This window comes from Nonomuraea sp. WAC 01424, assembly GCF_003947315.1.
GTDB classification, from domain to species: domain Bacteria; phylum Actinomycetota; class Actinomycetes; order Streptosporangiales; family Streptosporangiaceae; genus Nonomuraea; species Nonomuraea spiralis.
This window is the reverse complement of record NZ_QHHZ01000003.1, coordinates 559,121-576,133: the sequence shown is the minus strand read 5'-3', so window position 1 is coordinate 576,133 and position 17,013 is coordinate 559,121. Positions and strand designations below refer to the sequence as shown.

Below are 17,013 nucleotides of genomic sequence, written 5' to 3'. Positions count from 1 at the left end.
AGCGATGGCGGACGTGGCCGACGTCGTGGCCGAGGTTCTGGCCCTGCTGGTACGGCGGGAGGCGACCGTGGCGGTGGCCGAGTCGCTGACCGGGGGGCTCATCGGGGCCGCGTTCACCTCGGTCTCGGGGTCCTCCAAGGCGTTCAGGGGCGGGGTGATCTCCTACGCCACCGATCTCAAGCGCGATCTGCTGGGCGTGCCGGGCGCGCTGCTGGAGCGCGAGGGGGCCGTGCATCCGGAGGTGGCGGCGGCGATGGCCGAGGGGGTCGCCCGGGTGTGCGGGGCCGCGTACGGGCTGGCCGTGACCGGGGTGGCCGGGCCGGAGCCGCAGGACGGCAAGCCCGTGGGCCTGGTCTACGCGGCCGTTCATGGTCCCGGTGGGGAGTTCCTTGTCCGGGAGTTGACCCTGGAGGGGTCGCGTGAACGTATCAGGGTAAGGACGGTGCACGAGGCAGTCGATCTCCTCGCAGGTGTGCTGAAGGCTAACAAAGGGGAACATTCCGGATGATTACCGTGTTACGTCCCGAGCGAACATGCGAAGCACGGTCTGACGCGGTGTCGGTGGATACGGGTACGGTGGAGCTGTGAGTGAGGTCCGTGAGCCAACTGCAAGCACCGAGCGCCCGGCAGGCGGGCCTGATGAGTCGCGCAACCAGGCACGAGCGGCAGACCCGGGTCGGCGACGCCCCATGATGACGGCGAGGAGTATGTACGAAGCAAAGAAGACCAATGTGCGGCACGATCCGATCGCGCGGGGCGTGGTGAAGACATCCGCGCCGGGGAGGGAGCGACAGATGATTCTGCTGCGTCAGCTGCTCGGTGACGTGCTGAGGCGGTTGCGGGTGCGTCAGGGGCGCACGCTTCGAGAGGTGTCCACGCTGGCGCGTGTCTCGCTCGGCTACCTGTCCGAGGTTGAGCGTGGCCAGAAGGAAGCCTCGTCCGAGCTGCTCGCGTCGATCTGCGGTGCCCTCGGAGTGCCGCTCTCGCAGGTGTTGCGTGAGGTTTCCGACCAGTTCGCGCTGGCGGAGCTGCAGGCCGCGCCTGTTTTGGCCGACGTGCCCGAGCACGAGCGGCTGCCCCTTGCCGAGACGGTTCCCGGGTCGATCTCCGACACGGTGTTCCCCGAGGTCAAGGACATGGTGGCGGCCTAACGCGGCTGGCAGCCACCACACCACAGGATGAGCCTTTCCTGTGGCTGTGCCCCCATCTCCCCGCGGCTGATGCGGGTGCCGCATCGGCGACAGGGTCTCCCTGCCCTGCCATAGACCCAGGTCTGGTTCGCCGGGCGGCGATCACCTGTCGTCACCGTGCCGGCATGCCCCTTGTTGGCCTCCAGGAGCCGGTGGGCCAGTGTGACGAGCCCTTCGAGATCCTCGATCTCCCCGACCTTCTTCCACGGCCAGATCCCGCGTAGGAACAGGGTCTCGGCGCGATAGATCGTGCCGATCCCCGCCAGGTTGCGCTGATCGAGCAGCGCTTCCCCGATCGTCCTGTCCGGCGCCCCTCGTAGTCTTCGCACGGCCTCGGCCGGATCCCAGTCGGCGCCCAGCAGATCGGGCCCCAGATGGCCCACGAGCCGCTCCTCGTCGGCGGTCCTCACCAGGTCCACCATGCCGAGTTTGAGCCCCACCGCCTGCCACCGCTCGTTGGCCAGGATCAGCCTGACCTGATCGCCGCCGGCCGTACGCCGGCTGGCGGGAACGATCAGCCAGCGTCCGTCCATGCGCAGGTGGGTGTGCACGGTCAGGCCGCCCTCCACCCGGGTCAGCAGGTGTTTGCCCCTGGAGACCGTCGTGATCACGGCTCGGCCCCTCAGATCGGCGGTGGCGTGCCGCGGGACGCGGAAGTCCGACGTGGTCAGCACGCGGCCGTCGAGCGCGCCACGCAGGCGCGCGGCGGTGCGGTGGACGGCGTCTCCCTCGGGCATCCCTCCAGTCTAGGTTTCCGGCCGGCCGGGATCCGGGGTCGCGCCGCCCGGTGGGGTCAGTCCCAGGCGGCCGGGTCGGCGGCGAGCTGGCGGACGCGGTGGGGCAGGCTTCCCGTGGCGACCTGTTCGAGCGTGACCTCCTCAAGGATGGCTCGCTCGGTGGCGCGCAGGGCGATCCACACCTGCTGCAACGACTCCGCCGGGCCCCGGTAGCCGACGTGTTCGGGACGTTCGCCCCGTACGTTCGCCAGCGGCCCGTCAACGGCCCTGATCACGTCCGCCAGGGAGATGTTGGCGGCGGGCCTGGCCAGCACGTAGCCGCCCTCAGGGCCCCGCTGGCCGCGTACGAGGCCGGCACGGCGCATCTGGAGCAGGATGTTCTCTAGGTATTTGGGCGGCATGTCCTGTTCCTTGGCGAGCTCACCCACGGTAGTCGGGCCCGCGCCGGCTGCGGCGAGTTCAGCGGCGGCGCGGAGGGCGTAGTCGACACGAGCGGAAAGGCGCATGTTCTCGATTATCCCTCCTGGTCAACACTGGTTAGGCGCAAGGTCGTCAGAAGGGGCAGGTGATCCGAATACGGCAGACGCGGCGCCTGCGCGGAAACGGCCGTCAGTCCCTTGGTGATCAGCACGTGGTCGATGCGCTCCTTGGGGGCGTCGGCGGGTGAGGTCGGCGGGTCACCGAACGCCGTCAGAGGGTCGGTCAGCCCGGCCGCCTTCAGCACCTCCATCGCCGGGTCGGTGGGCCGTGTGTTGAGGTCGCCCGCGAGGATCACCGGCCGTCTGACCTGCCCCTCGGGCCCGGGGCCCCCTTGTCCGGCCTCGTCGGCGTCCCGTCCGGCGGCCAGGGAACGGGCGATCGCGGCCACCTCCGGCGCCTGGCCGTCGGTGGCCTGCAAGTGGGTGTTGACGATGCCCACCTCCCGGCCGCCGACCTCCAGGACGATCGCCTGGGCCTGCGCGCCCGTCGGATAGTCGTGCTTGCCCAGGCGGTGGGAGTACACCTGCTTGACGGGCAGGTTGGTGAGCAGCGCGTCACCCCACACCTCGTCGGCGGCGGGGGCGAAGTGGTAGCGCATGCCGAGCCCGCGGGCGATCCTGGCCAGGTCGTCGTGGCCGCCGTTGAGCAGCCAGCCGCGGTCGACCTCGCTGAGCAGCACGACGTCGGGCTTCTGGGCCGCGGCCCACGAGGCGATCCGGTCCAGCGACAGGCGGCCGTCCAGGCCGTAGCCCATGCGGATGTTGTAGGCGATCAGGGTGAAGGTGCCGCCCTGCCTGGCCCGTACGGGCGGCGCGGACGGCGTGCCCAGCGTGAGGAGGCCCACCAGGAGGACGGCGAAGGCCGGGGGCAGCCAGCTCACCCGGACCCGTGCGGTAGACGGCGGTGCATGCCGGACGAGGGCCGTGACCGCGCCGAGAACGGCCACCAGCACCGCCACCGCGACGAGGATCGCGCCGTTGGGGAAGCCCAGGTCGAGGTCGTAGGCGGCGTAGTAGAGGAACAGGGCCACGAAGAAGACCAGCCCGCCGCCGAGCACGGCCACGCCCGTCCGACGGCCGCCGGGGTGGTCCGGCCGCGCGGTCCCGGCCAGCAGGGCGCCGACGCTGCCGATCAGCAGCACGCCGATGTAGGACGCACCCATCACGAGGGTCAGCGTGAAGACCACGAGCATGACCCCGGTGACGAGGTCGAAGAAGGGCGACAGCGGCGGACGGGCGCTCTGCGCCATGGTCATGACCAGGACGACGGCGAGCAGCGCGGCGCCCGGCAGGGCCTGCCACAGGGACAGCGGGCTCTCCTCGGGCTTGGCCCAGCCCGTGGCGGCCACGCCGGTCAGCAACATCGCCGGGCCGAGCAGGAACCAGGTCAGCGCGGGCGCGCGGTCCACCTCGGCGTCCGGGGCCGGGGGACGTATGAGGGTCAGGAAGGCGGCGCAGACGGAGAGCGCGGCCAGCCAGGGGAGCACGCCGTCACGCCAGACCAGGTCCACGCCGTCCAGCAGCAGGTGGACGATCAACGACAGGCACAGTCCGCCCATGATTCCGGCCGGTACGGCCCGCCGGGGGACCGTGTGGGCGCAGCCGTACAGGAAGACCAGACCCGCGGTGACGCCGGCGGAGGCGACGTAGAGCTGTCCGACTCCGGACTGCAGCAGGATCCTGGCCAGGACCAGCGCCGCGGCGCCGCCGAGCAGAGCGTGGCGCGGCTTGGCTAACAGCGCCAGGAAAGGCAGGATGAACCAGGCGGCGGCGTAGAGGCCCATCAGCTCAGGCGGAGTCTCGCCCGCGCGGCCGAACAACGTGATCAACGACGGAAGGAAGACCCTCGACACATCCAGCAGCAGCACGAGGCCGAGCGCGAGCATGATCGCCGGGCCGCGGGGGATAGTCATGAGGCATCCTCGTGTTCGGCTCCGATGATATGCAAGAGCTGGGGCGCTAAACTTCCAACAACCTTTTCGATTTTGACGGTGGGATATCAGCGTGGAGCGTCGTCCTGGTGTGCCCAGACTTCTCCGGGAGATCAACGATCGGGCCGCACTGGAGCTGTTGCTGGACACCGGTCCGATGACGAGGGGACAGATCGGCGACCTGACCGGTCTGTCCAAGGTCACCGCCTCCCAGACGCTCGCGCGACTTGAGGAGCGCGGCCTGGTCGAGGTGGTGGGCGCGCAGGCGGGCGGCAGGGGGCCGAACGCGGCGCTCTACTCGGTGATCCCCTCCAGCGCGTACGTGGCCGGTCTGGAGGTCGGGCCCGAGCTGATCTCCACCGCGGTCGCCGACATCCACGGCCGCACGGTCGCCGAGGTCACCGTCGATCCCGGCGGTCACGACGACCCGGTCGCCGCCGTCCACGGCGCGATCGTCAAGGCCTGCCGCAGCGCCAAGGTCAGCCTGGCCAAGCTGCGCGGCGTGGTGATCGGCACCCCGGGCGTGGTCGACCCGCGCAGCGGCGACGTACGTTTCTCCTTCGACCTGCCGGGCTGGCACGAGGGCATCCACGAGGCGCTGGCCGGCGACCTGCGGCGCGAGGTGACGATCGAGAACGACGTCAACCTGGCCGCCATCGCCGAGCACGTCGACGGCGCGGCCAAGGGCGTGGACGACTTCGTGCTGATGTGGGCCAGCCGCGGTCTCGGCATGGCCGTCATGCTGGGCGGCAAGCTCCACCGGGGGCGTTCGGGCAGCGCGGGGGAGATCGGCTATCTGCCGGTGCCCGGCGTGCCGCTGCCGGAGAACATCCACACGACGCCGGGCCGGCTGCCGTCGCTGGCGGGCGGCCTGCAGTCGCTGGTCAGCGCCGAGGCGGTGGCCGAGCTGGCCAAGAGTTACGGGCTGGAGGCCGAGAGCGCCGCGGAGTGCGTCGAGGTCGCGGTGGCTGCGGTATCCCGCGGCGAGCCGATGCTCGACGAGATCGCCAACCGGCTGGCGCTGGGTGTGGCGGCGGTGTGCGTGATCCTCGACCCGGGGCTGGTGGTGCTGGCCGCGGAGGTCGGTCACGCCGGGGGATCCGCGCTGACGTCCAGGGTGGAGGAGGCCGTGGCGCGGATCTGCCCGGTGCGGCCGCAGGTGGTCACCACGGCGGTGGCCCACAAGAACTCGGTGTTGCGCGGCGCGGTGCTGGCCGCGCTGGACCAGGCGCGCGAGGAACTCCTCACGCCCTGACCCGGCGGTGTTCCGCCCGAACGCGGCGCTCAGACGGGTTTCGCCTGAACACCGCGCTCGGGGTGGGTTTCGCCTGAGCGTGTGCTCAGGCGGTGATCAGTTCAACGGCGGCCTGGGCGTTGGCCCTGGCCGCCCCGTACGTGGCGATGTAGGCGGCGCTGTCGGGCCGCCAGACGGGCAGGCCCATCTCGATCACCGTCGCGTCCTGGCGGGCCGCCACCAGGGCGGAGACCAGTTCCTGGCTCTCCTGGTAGCGGTGGGCGTCCTTGACCACGATGACCAGCGACCGGTTGGCGGCCTTGGCCAGCAGGGCGGGGACGTCGGCGGCCGCCGGCTCGACCCGGATGATCTCCGCGTCCGGCAGCCACGGGCCCACACCCCATGGCACGTTCCCCACGGCGATCGTGGGCGGGGTGTCCACCTCGATCACCAGGGGTTCGACCAGGGGTTCCGTCTCACCGGTCAGCCGTACGGCGCGGCGGGCGGCGTGCAGGCCGACCCCGTTCTGCCCGGCGGCGACCACCTCGGGCGTGCCGAACCAGGAACGCAGCGCGCTGACCCGGTCGGCCGCCTCCTCCAGCCTGGCGGCCGGCAGGCGGCCCTCGGCCACCGCGGCCACGATCTCCGCGATGACCCGCTGGACGTCGTCCTCGCCGGGGATCGGGCCGAGGCAGATCAGGTCCGACCCGGCCGCGAGCGTGAGCACGGCGCCGTTGGCCAGGCCCACGCTCTTGGTGATCGCGTGCATGTCAAGCGCGTCCGTGATGACCACGCCGTCGTAACCGAGCTCGCCCCTGAGGAGCCCGGTCAACGCGGCGGCCGACAGGGTGGCCGGGGTGTCCCCGGTCACCACCGGCACCGCCACGTGCGCAGTCATCACGGTCTTCGCGCCGGCCTCGATCGCCGCCCGGAACGGTGCGAGCTCGCGGGCCCGCAGCACGTCCAGGCCGACGTCCACGACGGGCACGGCCAGGTGGGAGTCCACCCGGGTGGCGCCGTGGCCGGGGAAGTGCTTGACGCAGGCGGCCACGTTCACCGACTGCAGCCCAGCGACCGCCGCGACCGTGTGCCTGGCCACCAGCGCCGGGTCGGCGCCGAACGACCTGGTCCCGATCACCGGGTTGTCGTCCTCGGTGTTGACGTCGGCGCTCGGCGCCAGGTCCAGGTTGATGCCGCACGCGGCCAGCTCCGACCCGATGGCGGCGTAGACCCGGCGGGTCAGGTCGACGTCGTCGACCGCCCCCAGCGCCGCGTTCCCCGGGTACGGGCTGCCCACGTGGTAGTCCAGCCTGGTGACGTCCCCGCCCTCCTCGTCGAGCGAGATGACGGGCTCGGCCGAGGCGCGCAACGCCGCGGTGAGCGACCTGACCTGGTCGGGACTGGCGACGTTGAATCCGAAGAGCGTCACGCCGCCCAGGCCGTTGTCCAGCTCACGCAGCACCCAGTCGGGCGCAGTGGTGCCCTGGAAGGCGACGAGCAGCGTGCCGGCCGCGAGGCGACGCAGCCCCCGATCACTCTGACTCATGGCTCCTCATCACTTGAATGACGGCACGATCGGGTACGGCTCGGAGCAGCCCGAGCCGTACGAGGATCCGCGCCCTTTACCCCTTCACGGCCCCGGCCGTGAGACCGGTGACCATGCGGCGTTGTACCAGCAGGAAGAAGACGACCACCGGAAGGGTCATCAGGGTGGAACCGGCCATGATCGCGCCCCAGTCGACGCCCTTCTGGCCGAAGAAGTACTGCAGGGCGACCGGCATCGTGTACCCCTCGGAACCCGACATGAGGTAGAGGGCGAACACCAGATCGTTCCAGGCGGTGATGAAGGAGAAGATGCTCGTGGCCACCAATCCCGGCGCGACCAGCGGGAACAGCACCTTCCAGAACGTGGTCAGCCGGCTCGCGCCGTCGATCCACGCCGCTTCCTCCAGCGTCCGCGGCACCGCCGCCACGAACGTGCGCAACATCCAGATGCCGAACGGCAGCGTCAGCGCGACCTGGGTGATGATCAGCCCGAGGAGCTGGTCACCGAGGCCGACCCGCTTGACCATCATGTACAGCGGGATGAGCAGGCCCTCCGACGGCAACATCTGCACGATCAGCAGGACGACCAGGAACGTGCCACGTCCCTTGAAGCGGAACCGGGCGATCGCCGTGGCCGACAGCAGCGCGAAGACCGAGCCGACGAGCACGGTGCCGAGCGCCACGATCGCGCTGTTGCGCATGTAGAGCCAGATGGAGTTGTTGGCCACGCCCTCCGTCAGCACCCGCGCGAAGTGGTCGAACGTGAAGTGCGTCGGGAACGGGATGAACTCCGTCGTGAAGATCTGGTCGTTCTCCTTGAAACCGGTGGAGACCATCCAGTAGACGGGGAAGACCGCGTAGAGGAAGACCAGCACGCCGGCCGTGTTCAGGAGGATCTTCCCGAGCTTCTTGCGGGCGAGCGGGTTCACATCTCCTCCTGCTTCACGATCTGCCGGACGTACGCGACGGTGATGATGAGCAGGATGATCGTCAGCACGATGGAGATCGCCGCGCCCGTGCCCAGCTTCTGCGGGGGCTTGAACGCCTCCGCGACCGAGTACATCGACAGGTTGAAGCCGTCCCGGTTCGTCGGGCCGTTCATCAGCACGTAGAGCTGGCTGAAGACCTTGAAGTCCCAGATGATCGACAGGATCGTCAGGACGGCGAAGACCGGCTTGAGCAGCGGCAGGGTGATCTTCCTGAACGTCCGCCACGCCCCCGATCCGTCGACCTTCGCCGCCTCGTACAGCTCGGCCGGGATGCCCTTGAGGCCCGCCAGCACCGAGACCGCGATGAACGGGAACCCGGCCCACACCACGCACACGACCAGTGCGACGTAGAGGGGGAAGCTGTCGTTGAGCCAGGGGGTGCCGGTCCAGTCCTGCTGACCCGCCGGTGGCGCGGCCAGCCAGTCGGGCAGCAGGTTGAGCAGCCAGTTGACGATGCCGGACTCGGCGTCGAAGAGCGAGCGCCAGATGACGCCCTGCGCGACCGGCGGCACGGCCCAGGCGAACATGCACCCGATGACCACGAACAGGGACATCCTCTTGCCGAGCTTGTTCAGCAGTACGCCGACCGCGGTGCCCACGATCAGGGTGAGGCTGACGGCGACGAAGGCGAACACCACGGTGTTGCGCAGCGCCGACCAGAAGATGTCGTTGGAGAGGACCTTCTCGAAGTTGTCCAGGCCCACCCATTCAGCAGGCCTGCTGCCCCTGATCTGCGCGAGTCCGACCTTCTGGAAGGCCATCACGACGAGCTGGAACATCGGGTAAAGCAGTAGTACCGCGATGACCAGCAGACCGGGGACGAGCAGGACGTACGGGATGCTCCAGGAGGGCATCCCGCTGCTCTTGACGGGCCCGCCGCCCTTCTTACGGCGGCGCCCCGGGGCGGGGGACGAGCCCCTGCCCCGGGTGACCGTAGTCGTGTTCGCCATCGTTACTGGTTCAGGATCTCTTCGAGTTCCTTGTTGGCGTCAGCGAGAGCCGCGGCGGTGTCCTTCTTGCCCTCGATGACGGCGCGCGCCGCGTTCTGCAGCACGGCCTTGGTGGCGTCGGCCTCGGACCAGTTCGGGTCGGCCGGGAACGCCTTGGCCTTGGCGAAGGCCTGGGCGAACGGACCCTGTGCCGGGTCCTCGTTCAGCGCTGCCAGGGTGTCGGGGTAGACAGGCAGCAGGCCGCCTTCCTTGGCGTAGCGGTCGGCCCAGGTCTTGCTGGTGGCGAGCTTGATGTACTCCTTGCCGAGGTCGGCCTCCTTGGTGCCGCCCCACAGCGCGATGTCGTTGCCGCCGAAGAAGGACGGGGCCAGGCCGCCGGTCTTGGCGGGCAGCGGGAAGAAGCCGAGCTTGTCGCCCTTCAACTTGCCCTTGGAGTCTTCCTCGATGCCGGGCAGGTCCCAGCCGGCGGTGAGGTACATCGCCACCTTGTTGTTGGCGAAGCGCTTGCGGATGTCGACCGTGTTCAGCGTCAGGTTCGCCTTGCTGGACAGGCCGTCCTTGACCAGACCGGTGTAGGTCTCGAAGCCCTTGGTGAAGCCGGGCTCGGTCAGCTTGCCGACCCACTTGTCGCCTTCCTTGACGGCGAACTCGCCGCCCTCGGACCAGGCGAAAGCGGCCAGCAGGTGGTTGGCGTCGGAGCCGCCGTTGAAGGCGAAGCCGTCGACGCCGGCGCCCTTGGCCTTCTGGAGCTTCTTGGCCGCGGCCACGAGCTCGTCCCAGGTCTTCGGAACCTCGATCTTGAGGTCCGCGAACCAGTCCTTGCGGTAGAGGACGGCGCGGGCGCCGGCGCCCCACGGGATGCCGTAGACCTCGCCGTCGACCGTCTCGTAGCCGTAGAGGTTCTCGGGGATCTGCGCCCGGTCGCCCTCGTGGGCGATGTCAGTGATCGGGGTGAGCGCGTCCTGGCTCTGCCACATGGGGACCTGGTCGTTGCCGATCTCGGTCACGTCCGGGCCGGCGCCCGTCGCGGCGGCCGCGAACTTGTCGGCCACCTGCGGCCACGGGATCCACTCAAGCTTGACCTCGGCGCCGGTCTGAGTCTTGAACTCGGCGTTGAGCTCTTCCATGTACTTGGCCGCGGCCGGGTTGCTGTCACCGAGGCGCCAAACACTGAGCGTCTTGCCCGCGAACTTGGGTCCACTAGAGGCGGGGGCGGCAGCCGTGCTGGACGACGGCTTCGGCTCCTCACCAGACCCACAGGCAGCCAGGCCCAGGGCCAGGGCGGCCGTGGTGACCGTAGTGGCTGTGATCTTCGCGATCCTCACAGGGTTCTCCCTTCCCGGGTGCTGGCCTACGGTCCGCACCAGGCTGATCGTCAAATGCCGAACGACGCTGTTAAACTAACAAGAAACTTTCTTAAAAGAAACGCTCGTTAGCCATTCGTGACGAGAGGGGTGCGGTAATGAGTCGAAGCCCGGGGATCCCCCGGTTGCTGCGCAGGTTGAACGACCGCTCGGCACTTGAACTCCTCCTCGCGGACGGCCCGCTGACCCGCGCCGAACTGGGAGAGCGAACGGGGCTATCCAAGGTAACCGCAGGTCAGCTGCTGGCTCGCCTGGAAGAACGGGGCCTCGTGGAGGTCGCGGGCGAGCGCGCCGGAGGCAGAGGTCCCCACGCCGCCCTGTACGCCGTGGTTCCGTCCAGCGCGTACGTCGCCGGGCTGGAGGTGCTGCCCGAGAGCCTCACTGTCGGTGTGGCGGACATCACAGGTAAAATCGTTGTCGAGGTGACGGTCAACCCCTCCGACGGCCGGGATCCCGTCAGGGCGGTCCACTCGGCCGTGCAGCGGGCCTGCGCCACGGCCAGCGTCGAGCTCTCCCAGCTCCGCTCCTTCGTCATCGGCACCAGAGGCGTCGTCGATCCCCGCAGCGGCGACGTGCGCTGGTCCTACGACCTGCCCGACTGGCACGTCGGCGTACTGGCCAGCCTCCGCGAGACCCTGGGCGCCTCGGTGACCATAGAGAACGACGTCAACCTGGTCGCCCTCGCCGAGAGCCGCTACGGCGCCGCCGTCGGCCGCGACGACTTCGTGGTCATCTGGGCCGGCGTCGGCCAGGGTCTCGGCGTGATGCTCGGCGGCAGGCTGCACCGCGGCATCACCGGCGGCGCGGGCGAGATCGGCTGGCTGCCGGTGCCGGGCGAGCCGCTGCCCGCCGACGTGTCGCAGCCGCAGTCGGGCTCCTTCCAGCGCCTGGTGGGCCATGACGCCCTGCGCGGCCTGGCCGGCGAGCACGGCGTGATCGGCTACACCGTGCCCGACCTGGTGCGCAACGGTGACGAGCACTACCTCGACGAGGTCGCGGGCCGCCTGGCCGTGGGCGCCGCGGCCGTGGCCGTCGTGCTCGACCCCGAGTTGATCGTGCTCAGCGGCGACGTCGGGCGGGCCGGCGGCGAACGGCTGGCCGCCAAGGTCCAGGAGGCCGTGGCCCGCGTGTGCCCGAGCCAGCCGACCGTGCTGACGACCAAGGTGACCGGGAACGCGGTGCTGCGCGGGGCCATGGTCGCCGCTCTTGAGCAGGCCCGGGAGCAGGTTTTCTCCGACACTGTGTGAGAATTTCTGCCCATGTGGCAGCTCGACACCGACGTAGTCCTCATCTCCGACCCGCGTGTGACCGCGATCCCCGTACGGGAGTGCGGCGAGCCGCTGGCTGACGTACGCGGGCGGCTGCGGGTCGACAAGCGCATGGCCGACCGCGACGGCGCGTACGCGCATCTGCGCGCGGGCCTGCTCGACCGCCTGGAACAGGCCGAGCGTGGCCTTCCCGAGGGCTTCCACCTGCTGATCGTCGAGGGCTACCGCCCGATCGCCACCCAGCGCCGCATCTTCGAGGGCTACCGCGCCGAGCTCCTGGACGCCTACCCCGGCATGACGCCCGAGCAGTCCCACGTCGCGGCCAGCCGCTACGTCTCGCCCGTGGAGGTCGCCCCCCACACCGCCGGCGCGGCCGTCGACCTGACCCTGTGCGCGCCCGACGGCACCGAGTACGACATGGGCACCCAGGTCAACGACAACCCCGAGGAGAGCGGCGGCGCCTGCTACACGGCCGCGGCGGGCATCCCGGCCGAGGCCCGCGTCCACCGCGAGATCCTGGCCGCCGCCCTGGAGCCCGTGGGCCTGGTCAACTACCCGACCGAGTGGTGGCACTGGTCGTACGGCGACTGCTACTGGGCCATGTCCACCGGCGCCCCCGCCGCCCTGTACGGTCCTGCCCCCTTCTAGCCAGGTTTTCCACAGGCGGCGGTACGGGCACAACCTCAAGCGGAGGCTTCTGGACTCCCCAGCGAGGTGTGCATGGTTCCGTTGATCGGGATCGAAGAGGAATACCTCGTCGTCGATCCCCGCACCCGCCACGTGGTCCCCCGAGCGGCCGACGTCCTGGCCGCCGCGACGGACATGCTCGACGTGGCCTACGAGATCACCCGATTCCAGGTGGAGGCCCGCACGCCACCCTCCGCCGACCTGAGCGAACTGGGCTCCCACCTGCGGGCGGCCCGGAAGGAGGTGGCCCAAGCGGCCCGGTCGTGCGGTCTGGCGGTGGTGGCCAGCGGCATCCCGGTGCTCGGCGACGTCATGTCCCCGCCGCTCACCGACGACCACCGCTACCTACAGGGCAAGGAGCTCTACCGGGCGTTGCAGGACGAGATCAGCATCTGCGCCCTGCACGTGCACGTCGACGTACCGGACGAGGAGGTCGCCGTGTACGTCGGCAACCATCTGAGACCCTGGCTGCCGACGCTGATCGCGCTGGCCGCCAACTCGCCGTTCTTCGTGGGCCGCGACACCGGGTACGCGTCCTGGCGGGTGATCAGCTGGGGACGGTGGCCGGTGTCCGGCGCGCCGCCGTACTTCCCGACGTTCGCCGACTACGAGCTGGCGCTGCGGGCGTTGTCGGAGTCGGGCGCGCTGATGGACCCCAAGACGGTCTTCTGGGACACCCGTCCGTCGCCGCGGTTGCCGACGGTCGAGATCCGGGTGGCCGACGTGCCGCTCGACGTGAGCGACAGCCTGACGATCATCGGCCTGATCCGGGCCCTGGTCGTGACCGCCCTGCGGGAGGTGGCGCGCGGCGATCGCGGGCTGCCGATCCCGTCGGAGGTGTTGCGGGCCGCCTATTGGCGGGCTGCCCGAGACGGGCTGGTCGGCGACAGCCTCGACGTGCGGCACGGCACGCTCGTGCCCGCGACGGTGATGGCCCGCCGCCTGCTCGCCCACGTACGTCTCGCGCTGGCCGAGGCCGGCGACCTGTCCTTCACCGAGGAGGGCCTGGAACGGCTGCTGCGCAAGGGGTCGGGCGCGGTACGCCAGCGGCGGGTGCACGCCCGCGGCAACGACCTGGCCGACGTCGTGGACGACCTGATCGAGGCCACCGTCGCCTGAACCGCCCGTCTACCGCAGCGCGAGCACCGCCGCCACGCCGAGGCCGAAGGCCACGACGACGCCGCGCAACACGTTCGGCGGCATCAGCCGGGCCACGCGGGTGCCGAGGAAGCCACCCGCCAGGCTGGCCGGCGCGACCACCGCCACCGCCTGCCACTCCACCGGCCCGAACAACGCGAACGCCACCACCGCCACCGTACTGATGACCAGCGACAACGCGGCCCGTACGGCGTTGACCCGGTGCAGGTCGTCGTGCAGGAACATGCCGAGCACGGCCAGCAGCAGCACGCCCATGCCGCCGTTGAAGTAGGCGCCGTAGCAACCGCCCAGGAACACCCCGGCGTACACCAGCCTGCTCGGGGCCTGCCCGGCCGCGCCGCCGAAGCGGGACCGCAACCACGGCTGGGCCAGCAGCGCGAGGCTGGCGAAGGTCACCAGCCACGGCACCAGCGAGTCGAACAGCCGGCCCGGCGTGAGCAGCAGCAGCGCGCTGCCCGCGGCCGCGCCCGCCGTCGTCGCGGCCGACAGCGTCACCACCCGGCGCCGCTGCCCGCGCAGCTCGGCGCGGTACCCGAGCACGCCGCCCAGGTAGCCGGGCCACAGGGCCACCGCGTTGGTCACCGACGCCGTGATGCTCGGGTAGCCGAAGGCCATCAGCGCCGGGAAGGAGATGAGCGTGCCACCACCGGCCAAGGCGTTGACCGCCCCCGCCAGCAGCCCGGCACCGGCCAGGAACGCGAGGTCGGCGAGCGTCATCGGCCCACCGCGTATCCCTGGGCGCCACGCGGGTTGGCGGCGGCCTTGAGGAAGCCGCCGTCGCGGGCCACCGCGCTCAGCCTGCCGAGCGACCACGGGCCCTCGACCTCGACCTCGTGCCCGCGCCGCCGCAGCTCGGCCACGACACCCGGATCGAGCCGCTCCTCGACGTGCAGCACCCCGGGACGCGAGCCGCGCGGGAAGAACGAGCTGGGGAAGTGCGCGGAGTGGAACATGGGGGCGTCGATCGCCTCCTGGAGGTTCAGGCCGCCGTGCACGACGGCCAGGAAGAAGTTCACGCTCCACTGGTCCTGCTGGTCGCCGCCCGGCGTGCCGAACGCCAGCCACGGCCTGCCGTCCCTGGTCGCGAACGACGGCGACAGCGTGGTGCGCGGGCGCGTGCCGGGCCGCAGCGAGGCGGGCAGCCCCTCCTGGAGCCAGAACATCTGCGCCCTGGTGCCCAGGCAGAAGCCCAGCTCGGGGATCGTGGGGGAGCTCTGCAGCCAGCCGCCGCTGGGCGTGGCCGAGACCATGTTCCCGAACCGGTCCACGACGTCCACGTGACAGGTGTCGCCCCGCACCGCGCCGTCCGGCGTCACCACCTGCTCACCCGCGCCGGTCTGGTTCCGCGTGCCCGTCAGCGGGGTGTGGCGGGCGATCGTGGGTTCGCCGAGGCCCGGACGGTTGCCGGGGGTCGCCGCGGCGGGCGCGAGGTAGGCGGGCAGCCGCGGCCCCCGGCCGCCGGGGGAGCCCGGCCGCAGCTCCAGGCTGGCCTCCGGGCCGATCAGCCGCCGCCGCTCCTCGTTGTACGCCGGGCCCAGCAGGTCGGACATGGGCACGTCCGCGTCGCCGTACCAGGCTTCGCGGTCGGCGAAGGCGAGCTTGGCCGCCTCGGTCACCGTGTGCACGTAGTCCGCGCCGAGGAACTCCATGGCGTCGAGGTCGTACCCGGCCAGCAGCGCGAGCTGCTGAAGGAAGACGGGCCCCTGCCCCCAGGGGCCCGTCTTGTACACGGTGTGCCCCCGGTAGTCGAAGCCGGCCGGCTCCTCGACGGTGGCCGACCAGCGTGCCAGGTCGTCCCCGGTGAGCAGGCCGCCGTGCACCTCGCCGGAGCTGTCCCGCCAGGCGGTGCCGGCGCTGAACGCGGCCACGGCCTCGGCGACGAAACCCTCGTACCAGGCCCTTCTGGCGGCGGCGAGTTGTCCTTCGCGAGAACTCGACGCGGCCTCGGACTCGGCGATCAGCCTGCGGTAGGTCGCCGCGAGCACCGGGTTGGCCAGCCGCGAACCCGGCGTGGGCACCCGTCCGCCCGGCAGCCAGGTGGCCGCGGACGTGGGCCACTCCTGAGTGAACAGCTCCTCGACCGTGCCGATCGTGGCGGCGATCCGGTGGAGCACCGGCACGCCGTGCTCGGCGTAGTGGATCGCCGGGGCCAGCACGTCGGCCAGCGACCAGGTGCCCCACCGCTCCAGCAGCAACATCCACCCGCCGAACGCGCCCGGCACCGTCGCCGCCAGCAGGCCCGTGCCAGGGACGACGTCCAGGCCCAGCGCGGCGAAGCGCTCGACGGTCGCGGCGGCGGGCGCCACGCCCTGGCCGCACACCGCCGACACCCGCTGCTCGGCCTCGCTCCACAACAGGATCGGCACCTCGCCGCCGGGGCCGTTGAGATGCGGCTCGGCGACCTGCAACACGAACCCGGCGGTCACCGCCGCGTCGAAGGCGTTGCCGCCGCGTTCCAGCACGCCCATCCCGGCGGCGGAGGCCAGCCAGTGGGTGCTGGCGACCATGCCGAAGTCGCCCGTCAGTTCGGGCCTGGTGGTGAACAACGCCGTCTCCCTGTCCGCTCGGGTTCAGGAGACTGTATACAACACCTCACATTTCAGGCATCCCCGGGGCCTTCGCCGGCCTCCCGGGTCGCGGCCGAGAGGAACGACCGGCGCGCGGCGGCGACGTGCGCGACCGCCCTGGCCTGGGCCTCGTCCTCGTCGCCCGCCGCGATGGCCTCGCACAGGCTCAGGTGCTCCGACCAGGAGTGCGGCCCGCGGGCGGCGGCGGTCTGGCTGAACACCCACTGCGCCCGCTGCAACATCGGCTTCATCATCAGGTTGAGGTAGGAGTTGCCGGCCGCCTCGCCCACGGCCAGGTGGAAGGCGGTGTTGAGGTCGGCCACCTCCTCCAGCCGCCCGGCCTCCACGGCCTCCCTGGCGTGGTCGAGCATCCGGCGCAGCCGGTCGGCGGCCTCGGGGGAGCGCTTGCGTGCCGCCAGCCGCGCGGCCAGGCCCTCGATCGCCATCCGCACGTCGAAGAGCTCCTCGCCCTCCTCGGCCGACAACCGCGCGACCGTCGCGCCGATCCGCGGGACGACCTCGACGAACCCCTCGGCGGCCAGCACCCGGATGGACTCGCGTACGGGGTTGCGCGACACGCCGAGCAGCGCGGCCAGCCGGTCCTCGACCAGCCGTTCGCCCTGGGCCAGCTCGCCGCGGAGAATACGGCGGCGCAGCTCCTCGGTGACCTCGTCCCGCAGGGTCTGGTGGGCGGCGCCCAGAGTCAGATCAGCCATATGAGCGCTCATCGTATACAAGAGCGGGCCGGTCGGAGGATGATCATCCCCGCCGCCACCGGCCGGCGCAGCCCCGGCCCCATGTACGTGGCCAGGAACCACGAGTGGCGAACGCGACAACTACACGAACACCGCGAGCTGGAGCACCATCGACGGCACCGCCACCAGCGCCGCAACCACACTCTGCCGCGCCCCGGC

Annotated in this window: 16 protein-coding genes; 6 read left to right on the top strand and 10 right to left on the bottom strand. The window is 71.0% G+C overall.

Annotation, left to right across the window (positions count from 1 at the left end; genetic code table 11):
- Nucleotides 1–4 precede the first annotated feature (4 nt).
- Nucleotides 5–508 carry a CinA family protein gene (locus DMB42_RS12170; protein ID WP_125633735.1) on the top strand — a complete coding sequence of 168 codons (504 nt, stop codon included), beginning with the start codon at nt 5–7 and terminating at the stop codon, nt 506–508.
- Nucleotides 509–794: 286 nt separating this feature from the next.
- Nucleotides 795–1,151 (top strand): helix-turn-helix domain-containing protein, encoded by a 357-nt coding sequence (locus DMB42_RS12165; RefSeq protein ID WP_125633911.1) that lies wholly within the window; start codon nt 795–797, stop codon nt 1,149–1,151.
- On the opposite strand, the gene DMB42_RS12160 is transcribed toward DMB42_RS12165, so the two are convergent.
- The 3 genes from DMB42_RS12160 to DMB42_RS12150 are packed head-to-tail and all read right to left on the bottom strand — an operon-like array spanning nt 1,148 to nt 4,319.
- Nucleotides 1,148–1,927: a DNA-formamidopyrimidine glycosylase family protein gene (locus DMB42_RS12160; protein WP_125633733.1), complete on the bottom strand. Its 780-nt coding sequence runs from the start codon at nt 1,925–1,927 to the stop codon at nt 1,148–1,150. The two genes, DMB42_RS12165 and DMB42_RS12160, sit on opposite strands and share 4 nt — an antisense overlap.
- 56 nt (nt 1,928–1,983) lie before the next feature.
- Entirely contained in the window at nt 1,984–2,433 is a 450-nt protein-coding gene (locus tag DMB42_RS12155; protein WP_125633731.1) for an Rrf2 family transcriptional regulator, read from the bottom strand.
- An 8-nt stretch (nt 2,434–2,441) separates the two neighbouring features.
- Nucleotides 2,442–4,319 carry an endonuclease/exonuclease/phosphatase family protein gene (locus tag DMB42_RS12150; RefSeq protein WP_125633729.1) on the bottom strand — a complete coding sequence of 626 codons (1,878 nt, stop codon included), beginning with the start codon at nt 4,317–4,319 and terminating at the stop codon, nt 2,442–2,444.
- 91 nt (nt 4,320–4,410) lie between these two features.
- On the opposite strand from DMB42_RS12150, the gene DMB42_RS12145 reads away from it, so the two are divergent.
- Nucleotides 4,411–5,592, top strand: a complete 1,182-nt coding sequence (locus DMB42_RS12145) for an ROK family transcriptional regulator (RefSeq protein WP_125633727.1) — start codon at nt 4,411–4,413, stop codon at nt 5,590–5,592.
- An 85-nt stretch (nt 5,593–5,677) separates the two neighbouring features.
- Here the strand turns inward: DMB42_RS12145 and DMB42_RS12140 are convergent, their stop codons facing one another.
- From DMB42_RS12140 to DMB42_RS12125, 4 genes are all read right to left on the bottom strand, one after another.
- A complete protein-coding gene (locus DMB42_RS12140) occupies nt 5,678–7,117 on the bottom strand; it encodes a glycoside hydrolase family 3 protein (protein WP_125633725.1) in 1,440 nt (479 codons plus the stop codon).
- Between the two features lie 76 nt (nt 7,118–7,193).
- A complete protein-coding gene (locus DMB42_RS12135) occupies nt 7,194–8,045 on the bottom strand; it encodes a carbohydrate ABC transporter permease (RefSeq protein WP_125633723.1) in 852 nt (283 codons plus the stop codon).
- Nucleotides 8,042–9,055, bottom strand: coding sequence for a carbohydrate ABC transporter permease (locus DMB42_RS12130; protein ID WP_125633721.1), 1,014 nt, complete (start codon nt 9,053–9,055; stop codon nt 8,042–8,044). Before DMB42_RS12130 ends, DMB42_RS12135 begins: the two co-directional genes overlap by 4 nt.
- Before the next feature lie 2 nt (nt 9,056–9,057).
- Nucleotides 9,058–10,182: an extracellular solute-binding protein gene (locus DMB42_RS12125; protein WP_260477631.1), complete on the bottom strand. Its 1,125-nt coding sequence runs from the start codon at nt 10,180–10,182 to the stop codon at nt 9,058–9,060.
- A 335-nt stretch (nt 10,183–10,517) separates the two neighbouring features.
- Here DMB42_RS12125 and DMB42_RS12120 point away from each other — a divergent pair, with 335 nt between their 5' ends.
- The 3 genes from DMB42_RS12120 to DMB42_RS12110 all read left to right on the top strand — a co-directional run bounded on the left by DMB42_RS12120 (nt 10,518) and on the right by DMB42_RS12110 (nt 13,493).
- On the top strand, nt 10,518–11,666 hold the full coding sequence (locus DMB42_RS12120; protein WP_125633717.1) for an ROK family transcriptional regulator: 1,149 nt from the start codon (nt 10,518–10,520) through the stop codon (nt 11,664–11,666).
- A 12-nt stretch (nt 11,667–11,678) separates the two neighbouring features.
- Nucleotides 11,679–12,335, top strand: a complete 657-nt coding sequence (locus tag DMB42_RS12115) for a M15 family metallopeptidase (RefSeq protein WP_125633715.1) — start codon at nt 11,679–11,681, stop codon at nt 12,333–12,335.
- A gap of 72 nt (nt 12,336–12,407) precedes the next feature.
- On the top strand, nt 12,408–13,493 hold the full coding sequence (locus DMB42_RS12110) for a glutamate--cysteine ligase (RefSeq protein ID WP_125633713.1): 1,086 nt from the start codon (nt 12,408–12,410) through the stop codon (nt 13,491–13,493).
- Nucleotides 13,494–13,502: 9 nt separating this feature from the next.
- Here DMB42_RS12110 and DMB42_RS12105 read toward each other — a convergent pair whose 3' ends face one another.
- From DMB42_RS12105 to DMB42_RS12095, 3 genes are all read right to left on the bottom strand, one after another.
- On the bottom strand, nt 13,503–14,249 hold the full coding sequence (locus tag DMB42_RS12105; protein ID WP_125633711.1) for a sulfite exporter TauE/SafE family protein: 747 nt from the start codon (nt 14,247–14,249) through the stop codon (nt 13,503–13,505).
- Nucleotides 14,246–16,039 (bottom strand): gamma-glutamyltransferase family protein, encoded by a 1,794-nt coding sequence (locus tag DMB42_RS12100; RefSeq protein ID WP_221762111.1) that lies wholly within the window; start codon nt 16,037–16,039, stop codon nt 14,246–14,248. Before DMB42_RS12100 ends, DMB42_RS12105 begins: the two co-directional genes overlap by 4 nt.
- 92 nt (nt 16,040–16,131) lie before the next feature.
- Entirely contained in the window at nt 16,132–16,815 is a 684-nt protein-coding gene (locus DMB42_RS12095) for a GntR family transcriptional regulator (protein ID WP_185844606.1), read from the bottom strand.
- Nucleotides 16,816–17,013: the final 198 nt, after the last annotated feature.

Bases quoted from the DNA above. Each gene is read 5' to 3' on its own strand.
- DMB42_RS12155 (WP_125633731.1), bottom strand. From the start codon at position 2,433: ATGCGCCTTTCCGCTCGTGTCGACTACGCCCTCCGCGCCGCCGCTGAA.
- DMB42_RS12125 (WP_260477631.1), bottom strand. From the start codon at position 10,182: ATGGAAGAGCTCAACGCCGAGTTCAAGACTCAGACCGGCGCCGAGGTC.
- DMB42_RS12130 (WP_125633721.1), bottom strand. From the start codon at position 9,055: ATGGCGAACACGACTACGGTCACCCGGGGCAGGGGCTCGTCCCCCGCC.
- DMB42_RS12170 (WP_125633735.1), top strand. From the start codon at position 5: ATGGCGGACGTGGCCGACGTCGTGGCCGAGGTTCTGGCCCTGCTGGTA.
- DMB42_RS12115 (WP_125633715.1), top strand. From the start codon at position 11,679: ATGTGGCAGCTCGACACCGACGTAGTCCTCATCTCCGACCCGCGTGTG.
- DMB42_RS12120 (WP_125633717.1), top strand. From the start codon at position 10,518: ATGAGTCGAAGCCCGGGGATCCCCCGGTTGCTGCGCAGGTTGAACGAC.
- DMB42_RS12165 (WP_125633911.1), top strand. From the start codon at position 795: ATGATTCTGCTGCGTCAGCTGCTCGGTGACGTGCTGAGGCGGTTGCGG.
- DMB42_RS12105 (WP_125633711.1), bottom strand. From the start codon at position 14,249: ATGACGCTCGCCGACCTCGCGTTCCTGGCCGGTGCCGGGCTGCTGGCG.
- DMB42_RS12140 (WP_125633725.1), bottom strand. From the start codon at position 7,117: ATGAGTCAGAGTGATCGGGGGCTGCGTCGCCTCGCGGCCGGCACGCTG.
- DMB42_RS12100 (WP_221762111.1), bottom strand. From the start codon at position 16,039: ATGGTCGCCAGCACCCACTGGCTGGCCTCCGCCGCCGGGATGGGCGTG.
- DMB42_RS12095 (WP_185844606.1), bottom strand. From the start codon at position 16,815: ATGGCTGATCTGACTCTGGGCGCCGCCCACCAGACCCTGCGGGACGAG.
- DMB42_RS12160 (WP_125633733.1), bottom strand. From the start codon at position 1,927: ATGCCCGAGGGAGACGCCGTCCACCGCACCGCCGCGCGCCTGCGTGGC.
- DMB42_RS12110 (WP_125633713.1), top strand. From the start codon at position 12,408: ATGGTTCCGTTGATCGGGATCGAAGAGGAATACCTCGTCGTCGATCCC.
- DMB42_RS12150 (WP_125633729.1), bottom strand. From the start codon at position 4,319: ATGACTATCCCCCGCGGCCCGGCGATCATGCTCGCGCTCGGCCTCGTG.